At 65.7% G+C, this 12,891-nt stretch carries 11 protein-coding genes; all 11 read left to right on the top strand.

The window, feature by feature from the left end:
• Positions 1 to 344 precede the first annotated feature (344 nt).
• Positions 345 to 1,142 carry a ParA family protein gene (locus RT131_RS10365; RefSeq protein ID WP_282270048.1) on the top strand — a complete coding sequence of 266 codons (798 nt, stop codon included), beginning with the start codon at positions 345 to 347 and terminating at the stop codon, positions 1,140 to 1,142.
• A complete protein-coding gene (locus tag RT131_RS10360; RefSeq protein WP_313172696.1) occupies positions 1,142 to 2,056 on the top strand; it encodes a ParB/RepB/Spo0J family partition protein in 915 nt (304 codons plus the stop codon). The genes RT131_RS10365 and RT131_RS10360 overlap by 1 nt, the downstream gene beginning before the upstream one ends.
• A gap of 35 nt (positions 2,057 to 2,091) precedes the next feature.
• Entirely contained in the window at positions 2,092 to 2,394 is a 303-nt protein-coding gene (locus RT131_RS10355) for a helix-hairpin-helix domain-containing protein (RefSeq protein ID WP_313172694.1), read from the top strand.
• Positions 2,391 to 3,356 (top strand): NAD-dependent epimerase/dehydratase family protein, encoded by a 966-nt coding sequence (locus RT131_RS10350; RefSeq protein WP_313172692.1) that lies wholly within the window; start codon positions 2,391 to 2,393, stop codon positions 3,354 to 3,356. The genes RT131_RS10355 and RT131_RS10350 overlap by 4 nt, the downstream gene beginning before the upstream one ends.
• A 72-nt stretch (positions 3,357 to 3,428) precedes the next feature.
• Positions 3,429 to 4,151, top strand: coding sequence for a glycosyltransferase family 2 protein (locus RT131_RS10345; RefSeq protein WP_303748259.1), 723 nt, complete (start codon positions 3,429 to 3,431; stop codon positions 4,149 to 4,151).
• Positions 4,148 to 4,489, top strand: coding sequence for a lipid-A-disaccharide synthase N-terminal domain-containing protein (locus RT131_RS10340; RefSeq protein WP_282270077.1), 342 nt, complete (start codon positions 4,148 to 4,150; stop codon positions 4,487 to 4,489). The genes RT131_RS10345 and RT131_RS10340 overlap by 4 nt, the downstream gene beginning before the upstream one ends.
• Positions 4,490 to 4,598: 109 nt before the next feature.
• The gene (locus RT131_RS10335; RefSeq protein ID WP_313172690.1) at positions 4,599 to 6,383 is read left to right on the top strand and encodes a DUF885 family protein; all 1,785 of its coding nucleotides are present in this window, start codon (positions 4,599 to 4,601) and stop codon (positions 6,381 to 6,383) included.
• A gap of 373 nt (positions 6,384 to 6,756) precedes the next feature.
• The gene (locus tag RT131_RS10330) at positions 6,757 to 7,140 is read left to right on the top strand and encodes a hypothetical protein (protein ID WP_313172688.1); all 384 of its coding nucleotides are present in this window, start codon (positions 6,757 to 6,759) and stop codon (positions 7,138 to 7,140) included.
• A gap of 54 nt (positions 7,141 to 7,194) precedes the next feature.
• Entirely contained in the window at positions 7,195 to 8,475 is a 1,281-nt protein-coding gene (locus tag RT131_RS10325) for a TolC family protein (protein WP_313172686.1), read from the top strand.
• On the top strand, positions 8,472 to 9,476 hold the full coding sequence (locus RT131_RS10320; RefSeq protein WP_313172683.1) for an efflux RND transporter periplasmic adaptor subunit: 1,005 nt from the start codon (positions 8,472 to 8,474) through the stop codon (positions 9,474 to 9,476). Before RT131_RS10325 ends, RT131_RS10320 begins: the two co-directional genes overlap by 4 nt.
• A 29-nt stretch (positions 9,477 to 9,505) precedes the next feature.
• Complete coding sequence (locus tag RT131_RS10315; protein ID WP_313172680.1) at positions 9,506 to 12,673, top strand: CusA/CzcA family heavy metal efflux RND transporter; 3,168 nt, start codon at positions 9,506 to 9,508, stop codon at positions 12,671 to 12,673.
• Positions 12,674 to 12,891: the final 218 nt, after the last annotated feature.

Below are 12,891 nucleotides of genomic sequence, written 5' to 3'. Positions count from 1 at the left end.
GCGGGAGAGGGGCTAAAGCGTAGTGCCGAGCCATGCTCGGCAGGGGCTTTACCAGCCAAGGCCAAAAGCTGCCCCTCCCCAGCCCTCCCCTTGGCTTCGCCAAAGGGAGGGGGCTGAAGCGGTAGTGCCGAGCCATGCTCGGCAGGGGCTTTACCAGCAAAGCCAAAAGCCACCCCTCCCCAACCCTCCCCTTGGCTGCGCCAAAGGGAGGGGGCACGGCCAAAGCAGGGCAAATCGAGGCACATTCCCGCCCCAAAGCCGCCCGTAACCCGGAAACCGATTTCCGCCTGCGCGCCGCTACCCCCATAATGACCAGTCCAACTTCGCCAACGAGGCTCTCCTGCATGGCTCGCATCATCGCCATCGCCAACCAGAAAGGCGGCGTCGGCAAGACCACGACGGCTGTCAATCTGGCTGCTTCCCTTGCCGCCGCGCCCAAGCGCGTGCTGCTGGTCGACCTGGACTCGCAGGGCAACGCGACCATGGGCAGTGGTGTGGACAAGCGTGAGGTGGCTGCGTCCACCTGTGACCTGCTGCTGGGTGAGGTCACCGCCGCCGAAGTGCGCGTCACCACGCCGGAAGGCTTCGACCTGCTGCCAGGCAACATCGACCTGACCGCGGCCGAGATCCAGCTGATGGACCAGGGTGAACGCGAACAGCGCCTCAAGCGCGCGCTGGCACCCATCCGCGATCAATACGACTACATCCTGATCGACTGCCCGCCGGCGCTGTCGCTGCTGACGCTGAACGCGCTGGCCGCCGCCGACTCGGTGATCGTGCCGATGCAGTGCGAGTACTACGCGCTGGAAGGCCTGAGCGCGCTGGTCGAGACCATCGATGCGCTGAAGATCAACCTCAACCCGGCGCTGGAAATCGAAGGCGTGCTGCGCACCATGTTCGATGTGCGCAACAACCTGGCCAATGCGGTGTCGGCGCAGCTCACCGAGTACTTCGGCGACCGCGTGTTCCGCACCATCGTGCCGCGCAACGTGCGCCTGGCCGAGGCGCCCAGCCATGGCCAGAGCATCGTCGGCTACGACCGCGCCTCGCGCGGCGGCGTGGCCTACCTGGGCCTGGCCGGCGAGATCATCCGTCGCAACAACGAACGCAAGCAGCCCTCCCGGGCCGTGGAGGCTGTCTGATGAGTGCAGCGAAGAAGCGCGGTCTTGGCCGTGGTCTTGATGCCCTGCTGGGCCCGAAGGGCGCAGTCACCCCGGTCACCGTCGCTGCCGTCGCCGAGCCGCAACCCGGCGAAGTGCTGCGCAAGCTGCCCATCGACCAGCTGCAACCCGGCAAGTACCAGCCGCGTCGCGACATGGACGAGGGCAAGCTGGCCGAACTGGCCGAGTCGATCAAGGCACAGGGCATCATCCAGCCCATCCTGGTGCGCCAGATCGAGGGCGGCAGCTACGAAATCATCGCCGGTGAACGCCGTTGGCGCGCTTCGCGCCTGGCCGGGCTGGACGAAGTGCCGGTGGTGGTGCGCGAGCTGGAAGACCGCACCGTCATCGCGATGGCGCTGATCGAGAACATCCAGCGCGAAGACCTCAACCCGCTGGAGGAAGCCGAAGCATTGGCGCGCCTGGTCAGCGAGTTCTCGCTGACCCATGCCGAAGCCGCGCAGGCGGTTGGCCGCTCGCGTGCCTCGGTGTCCAACCTGCTGCGCCTGATCGATCTGCCGATCGGCGTGCGCGTGCTGCTGGAAACCCGCCGCCTGGAAATGGGCCATGCCCGCGCGCTGCTGACGCTGGCACCGGAACTGGCCACCAAGCTGGCCGAAGAGGCCGCCGAGCAGGGCTGGTCGGTGCGCGAAGTGGAACACCGCGCCCAGCAGTTCGCCGCCGGCAAGGTGCCGGGTGCACGCAAGGCCAAGCCGGCGCCGAGCGCGCCGCAGGCCGATATCGCATCGCTGGAGACCGAGCTGTCCGAGTCGCTGGGCGCCAAGGTGGCGATCAGCCACGGCCGTGGCGGCAAGGGCAAGCTGGTCATCCACTACACCGATCTGGACACGCTGGACGGCGTGCTGGAGCGGCTGCGCGTCCGCCAGAACGGCTGACGTACTTCATTCCCCAACGAGGTGCATGCAAGGCAATGAACCCCACCAAGGTCGACCGCAATCATCTATTGCGTCTGACCGACCTGCCGAATGTCGGGCCGGCCTGTGAAAAGGATCTCCGTCTGATCGGGATCCGGGTTCCCGCGCACCTGCGCGGGCGCGATCCCTACGATATGTACGCCCAGCTATGCCTGAAGACCGGCGTGGTGCACGATCCCTGCGTGATCGACGTGTTCCTGTCCGTCGTCCGTTTCCTGGGCGGCGAAGCACCGCAGCCGTGGTGGGTCTACAGCAAGGAGCGCAAGGCCACCCTGGCGCGGGAGCCGATGACACTATGACGGTACTGGTCACCGGCGCGGCCGGCTTCATTGGTGCCTATACCTGCCAGGCCCTGGCGGCGCGCGGCGAGCGCGTGGTGGGGTTGGATAACTTCAACGACTACTACGACCCGCAGCTCAAGCGCGATCGGGTGGTCGCGCTGTGCCCGCAACTGGATATGCGCGCGCTGGACATCACCGACCGCGACGGCCTGGCTGCGCTGTTCGATGAAATCCAGCCGACCCAGGTGATCCACCTGGCCGCGCAGGCCGGCGTGCGCTATTCGCTGGAAAACCCGCACGCCTACGTCGACAGCAACCTGGTCGGCTTCGTCAACATACTGGAGCTGTGCCGCCACCGCGGCGTGCAGCACCTGGTGTATGCGTCCAGCAGCTCGGTGTATGGCAACTCGGCCACGCCGCCGTTCTCCGAAGACCAGCGCGTGGACCAGCCGCGCTCGCTGTACGCGGCCACCAAGGCCGCCAACGAATTGATGGCCTATACCTACGCGCAGCTGTACGGCCTGAAGGCCACCGGCCTGCGTTTCTTCACGGTCTATGGTCCTTGGGGCCGGCCGGACATGGCGCCGCTGCTGTTCGCGCGCGCGGTGCTGGCCGGGCGCAGCATCGATGTGTTCAACAACGGCCACATGCGGCGTGACTTCACACATGTTTCCGACATCGTCGCCGGTATCCTCGGGGCGCTGTCGCATCCCTCCGCCCAGGCCACACCCCACCAGGTGTTCAACCTGGGCAACCACACCCCGGTGGAACTGGAATACTTCATCGACGTGATCGCCTCGGCCGCGGGGCTCCCGGTGCACAAGGTCTACAAGCCGATGCAGCCGGGCGACATGGTGGAAACCATGGCCGACACCGCGCGCGCCCAGGCGGCGTTCGGCTATGCGCCGAACACGCCGATCGAGCTGGGCCTGCCGCCGGTGGTGGAGTGGTGCCGCAACTACTTCGGGTCAAGCGCCTGACTCACCTTCCGCTAAGTTGAGTTTTGGAAAATGCGTGACCTTTCTTCAAATGCACAACCTGCGGAACCAGCAATGAACCAGCCCAGCCTCTCGGTGGTTGTTCCCGTCTTCAACGAACGCGACAACGTCGCGCCGCTGGTCAATGAAATAACCGCTGCATTACGTGGCCAGATCGATTTCGAGATCGTCTACGTCGACGACAATTCCAAGGACGACAGCCTGCAGGTGCTGCAGGCGCTGAAGGCGACAAACCCGGAGCTGCGGGTGCTGCACCACGTCAGCCAGAGCGGGCAGAGCACGGCAGTGCGTACCGGCGTCAAGGCCGCGCGCGCGCCGTGGATCGCCACCCTCGACGGCGACGGCCAGAACGACCCGGCCGATATCCCCAAGCTGCTGGCTGCACGCGCCAAGGCCGATGCGCAGGTGCGGCTGTTTGCCGGCTGGCGCGTCAACCGCCAGGACTCGGGCAGCAAGCGCTGGGCCAGCAAGTGGGCCAATGCCATCCGCGCGCGCATGCTGCGCGATGACACCCCGGACACCGGCTGCGGCATCAAGCTGTTCGAGCGCGCCGCCTTCCTCGACCTGCCGTACTTCGACCACATGCACCGCTACCTGCCGGCGCTGATGCAGCGTGCCGGCTGGAAGACGGTGAGCGTGCCGGTCAACCATCGTCATCGCACCGCTGGCGTATCCAAGTACAACAACCTCGGCCGCGCGCTGGTCGGCATCCGCGACCTGCGTGGCGTGGCCTGGTTGATCACCCGTTCCAAGCGCACCGCGGTGGAAGAGGTCTGAGCATGGATTTCATGAACCAACCGCTGGTGTGGCTGGAGTGGACCGGCGTGCACATGTCGCCGTGGAAGCTGATCGGGCTGACCGGTGCGTTGATGTTCGGCGGCCGCTGGCTGGTGCAGTTCGTCGCCTCGCGCCGCGCCGGCAAACCGGTGATCCCACGCCTGTTCTGGTACATGAGCGTGCTCGGCAGCCTGATGACGCTGAGCTACTTCCTGTTCTCGTCCAAGCAGGATGCGGTGGGTGTGGTGCAGAACCTGTTCCCCGCGTTCACCGCGCTCTACAGCCTGCGCCTGGATATCAAGCACCGTGGCTGGCAGCGCGACAAAGCCGGTCACTGAGCCGGCGACTGTGCCCAAATCCGGCGGTTTGCCGCCCGAATCCGTCTAGGTCGGGCGGCAGCTTCAATGCGATGATCGGGGTGAATGAACCACCTGGGGAATACCGATCGTGAAATCGCCGTTGACCGTTGCGCTGCTGCTCACCCTTGGCCTGAGCGCCACCCCGGCCTTTGCCGCCGCACCGTCGGCCCCGGCCACGCTGGCCACCCAATCGCTGGATGACAAGTTCAAGGCCATCTATGAGAAGGAGTGGGCCTGGCGCCAGACCGGTGGCGGCGAAGCCAGCGAAGACAGCGACGCCCCGGCCAACAGCACGCGCCTGCCCGACGTCAGCGCCGAAGCACAGCAGGCGCGCCTGAAGGTATGGGACGAGGTGCTGGGCCAGCTCAAGGCCATCGACCCGAGCAAGCTCTCGGCCGAAAACCAGATCAACTACGCCATCTATCACTACCAGGTCGAAAGCCTGGCCGATGAAGTGCGTCTGGGCAGCTACGAGATGCCGTTCAATTCGGATTCCTCGTTCTGGTCGAATCTGAGTTTCATGGCCCGCCGCGAGATGAAGACGGCGGAGGATTACCGCAACTACATCGCGCGCTTGAATGATGTGCCGCGTTACTTCGACCAGCAGATGGTCAATATGCGCGCCGGCCTTGCCCGTGGCTTCAGCGTGCCGCGCGCGGTGCTGGAAGGCCGCGACGTCTCCATCTCGACCGTGGCCGAGTTGAAGGACCCGACCGAGTCGCCGTTGTACGAGCCGCTGAAGAAGCTGCCCAGCAGCATTCCGGCGGCCGAGCAGGCCAAGCTGCAGGCCGATGCCAGGCAGGCCATCAGCGGCAGTGTGGTGCCGGCCTTCGGCAAGTTGCTGACCTTCTACCGGCAGGAATACGTGCCGCAGTCGCGCACCACCCTGGCAGCCGAGAAAATGCCGGGCGGCAAGGAGTTCTACCGCCAGCAGATCCGCGAATACACCACGCTGGACCTGAGCCCGCAGCAGATCCATGCGCAGGGCCTGGCCGAGGTGAATCGCATCCAGCAGGAAATGAACGCCATCATCGACAAGGTGGGCTTCAAGGGTAAGAGCGAGCAGACCCGCTTCGCCGACTTCCTCGAATTCCTGCGTACCGACCCGCAGTTCTACGCCAAGACGCCGGACGAACTGCTGTGGCGTGCAGCGTGGATATCCAAGCGCGTGGACGGCGTGATCGGCAAGTACATGACCTTGCCGCGCGCGCGCTTCACCATCGTGCCGGTGCCGCCGGATATCGCCCCGTTCTGGACCGCCGGCCGCGGCGGCATGGGCACCTACTGGCTCAATACCTACAACCTGCCGGCGCGCCCGCTGTACAACCTGCCGGCCCTGACCCTGCATGAGTCCGACCCCGGCCACGCCCTGCAGGGCGCACTCGCCGCCGAGCAGACCGGCCAGCCCGAGTTCCGCCGCACTGCGTATATCTCGGCCTATGGCGAAGGCTGGGGCCTGTACACCGAGAAGCTCGGCGTCGACATGGGCATCTACCAGACCCCATACGAAGACTTCGGCCGCCTGACCTATGAAATGTGGCGTGCCTGCCGCCTGGTGATCGACACCGGCGTGCACCACTACGGTTGGGATCGCGACCGCGCGATTGCCTACCTGCGTGACCACACCGCGCTCAGCGAGCACGAAGTCACCACCGAAGTGGACCGCTACATCTCCTGGCCGGCGCAGGCACTGAGCTACAAGCTGGGCGAGATCACCATCGTCAAGCTGCGCGCACAGGCCGAGAAGGAACTGGGCGACAAGTTCGACATCAAGGGCTTCCACGACGCCGTACTCAAGCAGGGCTCGGTGCCGCTGCCGGTGCTGGAGCAGCAGATCAACGCTTACATCGCCGAGCGTAAGGCGGCGAAGTAAAGCCTTGCCCCCTCCCTTGCGCAACGCGCAGGGGAGGGTCGGGGAGGGGTGCTCTTGGCAGAAATCCCAGGCGATAAGCCAAAGCCAAAGCCAAAGCCACCCCTCTCCCCAACCCCTCTCCCGCAAGGGGAGAGGGGCTTTAGAACACTGCGAGCGCAAGCACCGTCTGTAATTGCAGCTGTAGCCCCTCTCCCCTCGCGGGAGAGGGGTTGGGGAGAGGGGGAGCACCGCAGGTGCAACCGCAACAAGCAAAGCCACCCCCTCCCAGCCTCCCCCTTGGCTACGCCAAAGGGGAGGGGCAACAGCGCACAGCTGAACCGCCGCAACCACACTGCGATTGTGTAACCCATCGAGCACCGGCTAACCTGCGCCGATGCTGCACGCCCTGCGCCACCGTCGCCTCCACCTGCTACGCCTGCTGATGCTGGCGCTGGTTGGCCTTGGCGTATTCGGCACTTCGCTGGCCGCAGCACTGACCGACATCCACATGCTGGCGCACACCGACATCGGTGCCGACGTGCACGAGCACGACGACAGCAAGCTGGCCACGGCCCCGGATGCCGAGGACAGTGCCAACGCCCTGCTGCATGCCTTGGTGCACTGCGTGGACTGCCACGGTCACGGCGGCGTGCTGCCAACTGTCACTCCCGCCTGGATCGTGGCATCACCGCCTGCACAGCAGGCTGTGCCCATCCTCGGCACGCAAGCGGTCACGCACCCGACCGAGAGCCTGTTCCGCCCCCCGATAGCCGTCTGACGTCCCGGCCCCTTGGCCGGTCCCCACGTCTGAACCTGCTATCTGGAGAAACCCATGTGGATGCGCCTGGCGGCTGTTGTCGCCTTTGCGCTGGTGCCGCGCGCGTATGCGCAGGTGCCGGCGTCTGCTGTGCCGTTGACGCTGAACGATGCCATCGTCCGCGTTGCCCTTGATCACCCTGAGCTGCGTCTGATCGATGCGCAGCGTCCTGTACTTGAAGCCCGCCGCGACGCCGCGTTGCTGCGCCCGCCCATGCAGCTGGGCGTGGAACTGGAGAACCTGCTCGGCAGCGGTGATACCCGCGGCGTGCAGGGCGCCGAAGCCACCGTCAGTCTGTCCGGTGTGCTGGAGCGCGGCGACAAGCTCGATGCGCGCCGCATGCTGGCCCAGGCCAATATCGATGCACTGGCGCCGCAACGCGCCACCGCACGCCTCGATCTGCTCGCCGAAACCGCACGCCGTTACCTCGCGGTGGCACAGGCGCAAGCAGCACTGCAGATCGCCAATACCGATATCGAGCAGCGTCGCCGCGCGGTTTCCGCCGCGCGCCTGCGGTTGCAGGCAGGCGCTTCGCCAGAGTCGGTGCTGTTCACCGCGCAGGCGATGCTGGCGCAGGCGGAACTGGATCGCGATCGTGCCATCGAAGAAGTCAGCGCAGCGCGGCTGTCGCTGGCCGCTTTGTGGGGTGCGCGTACGCCTGACTTCAAGGCGGTGAGTGGCGATGCGCTGCAACTGCCGGCACTGCGTGATTTCGCATCGCTCAATGACGATCTGCAACGCGCACCGGAGCTGGCCGAACTGCTGGGCGAGCAACGTATCCGCGAGGCGCAGCTGCAACTGGTGCGCACCCGCAGCCGTCCGGATTGGAACTGGCAGGTGGGCGTGCGCAACAGCCGCGCCGACAACGCCACCTCGCTGGTCGGCGGCTTCAGCATCCCGCTCGGCAGCGCTCGCCGCGCCGCGCCGGAAATCCGCGAGGCCGAGGCGGATCTTGCCCTGCTGCCGTATCAACGCCAGGCCCGCCAGCAACAGTTGTACGCCACCCTGGCCGAGGCACACGGGCGCTATGTCACCGCACGCCTTGAAGTACAGCGCATGCAGGCTGACGTGCTGCCGCAGTTGCAGAAGGCCGAGCGCGCCGCCGAGCAGGCATGGCGCGCCGGTGCTGCCAGCTATATGGAGTGGGCGCAGCTGCAGGCGATGCGCATTGAATCGCGCCAGCGCCAGTTGGACGCCGCTATTGCTGCACAGACCGCGCTGATCGAGATCCAGCGCCTCACCGGCCAGGGAATGCTGGCCACCGATGCAACCGTTGCCGTGGAGAACGCAGGATGAGCCGTCCGATCAATGTTGTCGCTGCCGGCGTACTGGCAATGAGTCTGCTGCTGGTCGGCTGCGGTACAAAGCCGGCGCCTGAAGCCAGCGCTGGCGCAGCAGAAGAAGCGGGCCATGACCACGATGAAGAAAAAGGTGGCGAAGCTGACGACCACGCCCATGACGCGGGCGAGAAAGCGGATGCTGACCGCACCACCATCAAGGCTGCCATGGCCGAGCAGGCCGGCATCCGCAGCGCCGCCGCGCAGGCCGGCACCATCGCCGACGAGCATGAGGTGCAGGGCCTGCTGACGCCGGTGGATGGGCGGGTGGCGCAGGTGATGGCGCGCTTCCCCGGCCCGATCCGTTCGCTGCGGGCCAATGTGGGCGATCGCGTCAGCGCCGGCCAGACCCTGGCCAGCATCGACAGCAATCTCAGCCTGACCACCTACAGCATCAGCGCGCCAATCAGCGGCGTGGTGCTGTCGCGGCAGGCACAGGTGGGCGCGGTCGCGGGCGAGGGCACCCCGCTGTTCGAGATCGGCGACCTGTCCGAGCTGTGGGTGGACCTGCATATCTTCGGCAACGACACCCAGCACATCACCGCCGGCGTGCCGGTCACGGTCACCCGCATGACCGATGGCGTCAGCCAGAGCACCACGCTGGAGCGCGTGCTGCCCGGCACCGCCACTGCAAGCCAGAGCACCGTGGCCCGTGCCAGCGTGCGCAATGACGATGGCCTGTGGCGGCCCGGTGCGGCGGTGAAGGCGCGCATCGTGGTGGCAATGCAGCCGGCAGCGGTGGTCGTGCCGCTTTCCGCACTGCAGACCATGGAAGGCCGCGAGGTGGTGTTTGTGCGTGATGGCGACACCTATACCGCCCGCCCGGTGGTGCTGGGCGCACGCGATGCCGGCAAGGTCGAGGTCAAGGACGGCCTGCGCGTTGGCGAGCAGGTCGTGGTCGAGCAGAGCTATGTGGTCAAGGCCGACATCGGCAAGGCGGGGGCCGCGCATGAACATTGACCAGTGCATGCAAGTTGGAGGGTGCCGCCATGCTTGAGCGCATCATCCGCAGCGCCATCGCCCATCGCTGGATGATGATGGTGCTTACCCTGGCCTTGATCGCGATCGGCAGCTGGAGCTTCACCCGCCTGTCCATCGACGCCACGCCCGACATCACCAACGTACAGGTGCAGATCAACACCGCCGCCGATGGCTACTCTCCGCTGGAGACGGAACAACGCATCACCTATCCAGTGGAAACGGTGATGGCCGGCCTGCCGAAGCTCGAACAGGTGCGCTCGCTGTCACGCTACGGCTTGTCGCAGGTGACGGTGGTGTTCAAGGACGGCACCGACCTGTACTTCGCGCGCCAGCAGGTGGCCGAACGCCTGCAGCAGGTGAAGTCGCAGCTGCCCGATGGTTTGGATCCGCAGCTGGGGCCGATTGCCACCGGCCTGGGCGAGATCTTCATGTACACCATCGACGCTGATCCCAAGGCACGCAAGCCCGATGGTTCGCCCTATACCGCCACCGACCTGCGCACGCTGCAGGACTGGGTGGTGCGGCCGCAGCTGCGCAACGTGCCCGGCGTCACCGAGGTCAATACGATTGGTGGCTATCAGCGGCAGATCCACATCACCCCGGATCCGGCCAAGCTGCGTGCGTTGGGCTTCACCCTGGATGATGTTGCTGAAGCGGTGGAAGGCAATAACCAGAACATCGGTGCCGGTTACATCGAGCGTAACGGCCAGCAGTTCCTGGTGCGTGTGCCCGGGCAGGTGGCCGGGTTGGAGGAGATCGGCAACATCGTGCTGGCCCGCCGCGAAGGCGTGCCCATCCATGTGCATGACGTGGCCGACGTGGCCGAAGGGCCGGAACTGCGCAGCGGTGCCGCCACCCAGAACGGCCACGAGGTGGTGATGGGCACGGTGGTGATGCTGGTCGGCGCCAACAGCCGCGAGGTGGCACAGGCCGCCGCGGCCAAGCTGGAACAGGCGCAGCGCAGCCTGCCCGAAGGCGTCACCGTCACCGCCAGCTACGACCGCACCGCGCTGGTTGATCGCACGATCCAGACTGTCGCCAAGAACCTGCTGGAAGGCGCCTTGCTGGTGATCGTGGTGTTGTTCCTGTTGCTGGGCAACTTCCGCGCCGCGCTGATCACTGCCGCGGTGATTCCGCTGGCGATGCTGTTCACCCTGACCGGCATGGCGCGTGGCGGTGTTTCCGCCAACCTGATGAGTCTTGGTGCGTTGGACTTCGGCCTGATTGTCGATGGCGCGGTGATCATCATCGAGAACTGCCTGCGCCGCTTCGGCGAGCGCACCCATGCGCTGGGCCGGGCGATGACCCGTGAGGAACGCTTCGCCGAAACCGCCAGTGCCACCGCCGAGGTTATCCGCCCCAGCCTGTTCGGCCTGGGCATCATCACCGCGGTCTATCTGCCGATCTTTGCGCTCACTGGCGTCGAAGGAAAAATGTTCCACCCGATGGCGATCACCGTGGTGCTGGCGTTGAGCGGTGCGATGTTGCTGTCGTTGACCTTCGTGCTCGCGGCGATTGCGATGTTCCTCGGTGGCCGCGTGGAAGAGAAGGAGAACCGTCTGATGGCGTGGCTGCGTGCGCGCTATGAGCCGTTGTTGGCCTGGGTGATGCGACGTGGACGTTGGGTGGTTGCGGGTGCCTTGGTGCTGGTGGTTGGCTGTGGCTTGTTGGCAACGCGGCTGGGCAGCGAGTTCGTGCCCAATCTCGACGAAGGTGATGTCGCCATGCACGCCATGCGCATTCCCGGCACCAGCCTTACGCAATCGGTGAACATGCAGAAACAGGTGGAAGCACGCCTGCAGCAGTTGCCGGAAGTCGAAAAGGTGTTCTCCAAGATCGGCACGCCGGAAGTCGCCTCCGACCCGATGCCGCCCTCGGTCGCGGATACCTTCATCATGATGAAACCACGCAAGCAGTGGCCGGACCCACGCAAGCCGCGTGCGCAGCTGCTGGCGGAGCTGGAGGCAGCAGTGGAGGAGCTGCCGGGTAACAACTACGAGTTCACCCAGCCCATCCAGATGCGCATGAACGAGCTGATCTCGGGCGTGCGTGCCGACGTGGCGGTGATGCTGTTTGGTGATGACATGGAAACGCTGGCGCAGGTCGGTCAGCGCATTGTCGCGGTCGCCAACAAGGTGCCGGGTGCGGCCGATGTGCGGCTGGAGGAAACCAATGGCTTGCCGTTGCTGACGGTTACGCCCAATCGTGCGGCCTTGGCGGGCTACGGGCTCAACCCGGGCCAGCTGCAGTCCACCGTTTCCACCGCGGTAGGTGGGCGTGTGGCCGGGCAGTTGTTCGAGGGTGACCGTCGTTTCGACATCGTCGTACGCCTGCCGGAAAGCATCCGCCAGGACCCGGCAGCACTGGCCGATCTGCCGGTGTCGCTGGAGCCTGCGCTGGCACAGGACAGTGCGGATGAATCCAGTCGTGCAGGGGGCTGGCGCAGCGGCGATGCACGTACGGTTCCGTTGCGCGAGTTGGCGCGGATTGAAAGCAGTGAAGGCCCGAACCAGATCAACCGCGATAACGGCAAGCGCCGCATCGTGATTACTGCCAATGTGCGTGATCGCGACCTCGGTGGCTTTGTCAGCGAGCTGCAGCAGGCCATCGACGCGCAGGTGAAGGTGCCGGCGGGTTACTGGGTGGAATACGGCGGCAGCTTCGAGCAGCTGATTTCGGCCAGCCAGCGTCTGGCGGTGGTGGTGCCGGTGACCTTGCTGCTGATCTTCGCCTTGTTGTTCTGGGCCTTCGGTTCGGCGCGTGATGCCAGCATCGTGTTCAGCGGTGTGCCCTTGGCTTTGACGGGTGGCGTGCTGGCCTTGGCGCTGCGCGGCATTCCCTTGTCGATCTCGGCCGGTGTTGGTTTCATCGCGCTGTCTGGTGTGGCGGTGCTCAATGGCCTGGTGATGATCAGCTTCATCCGCCATCTGCGCGAGCAAGGCCGCAGTCTGGATGTGGCGGTGCGCGAGGGCGCACTGGGCCGTTTGCGCCCGGTGCTGATGACTGCCTTGGTGGCATCGCTGGGCTTCGTGCCGATGGCCTTCAACGTAGGCGCGGGTTCGGAAGTGCAGCGGCCGCTGGCAACTGTCGTCATCGGTGGCATCGTCTCGTCCACGTTGCTGACCTTGCTGGTGTTGCCGGTGCTCTATCGCTGGCTGCATCGGAACGGGAAGTAGCGCCTGCTTGGCGTGAAGCTTTGGCTTTGGCTTGAAGCTCCTGCTTCGCTTAAAGCCCCTGCTTCGCTTAAAGCCCCTCTCCCGTTCACGGGAGAGGGGTTGGGGTGAGGGCGGCTTTTCGCTGGCAAGGCCCCTGCCGAGCATGGCTCGGCACTACCTTTCTGGCCCCTCTCCCGTTTACGGGAGAGGGGTTGGGGTGAGGGCAAGCTTTTCGCTGG

It is taken from the genome of Stenotrophomonas sp. (genome assembly GCF_032066555.1).
In the GTDB taxonomy this organism is placed as follows: Bacteria; Pseudomonadota; Gammaproteobacteria; order Xanthomonadales; family Xanthomonadaceae; genus Stenotrophomonas.
Note: the sequence above shows the minus strand (reverse complement) of the source record. Positions and strands in the feature narration are given on the sequence as shown.

What these genes read in the sequence shown, in the direction of transcription:
- RT131_RS10365 (WP_282270048.1), top strand. Translation starts at nt 345, where the DNA reads ATGGCTCGCATCATCGCCATCGCCAACCAGAAAGGCGGCGTCGGCAAG.
- RT131_RS10355 (WP_313172694.1), top strand. Translation starts at nt 2,092, where the DNA reads ATGAACCCCACCAAGGTCGACCGCAATCATCTATTGCGTCTGACCGAC.
- RT131_RS10345 (WP_303748259.1), top strand. Translation starts at nt 3,429, where the DNA reads ATGAACCAGCCCAGCCTCTCGGTGGTTGTTCCCGTCTTCAACGAACGC.
- RT131_RS10325 (WP_313172686.1), top strand. Translation starts at nt 7,195, where the DNA reads ATGTGGATGCGCCTGGCGGCTGTTGTCGCCTTTGCGCTGGTGCCGCGC.
- RT131_RS10330 (WP_313172688.1), top strand. Translation starts at nt 6,757, where the DNA reads ATGCTGCACGCCCTGCGCCACCGTCGCCTCCACCTGCTACGCCTGCTG.
- RT131_RS10360 (WP_313172696.1), top strand. Translation starts at nt 1,142, where the DNA reads ATGAGTGCAGCGAAGAAGCGCGGTCTTGGCCGTGGTCTTGATGCCCTG.
- RT131_RS10320 (WP_313172683.1), top strand. Translation starts at nt 8,472, where the DNA reads ATGAGCCGTCCGATCAATGTTGTCGCTGCCGGCGTACTGGCAATGAGT.
- RT131_RS10315 (WP_313172680.1), top strand. Translation starts at nt 9,506, where the DNA reads ATGCTTGAGCGCATCATCCGCAGCGCCATCGCCCATCGCTGGATGATG.
- RT131_RS10350 (WP_313172692.1), top strand. Translation starts at nt 2,391, where the DNA reads ATGACGGTACTGGTCACCGGCGCGGCCGGCTTCATTGGTGCCTATACC.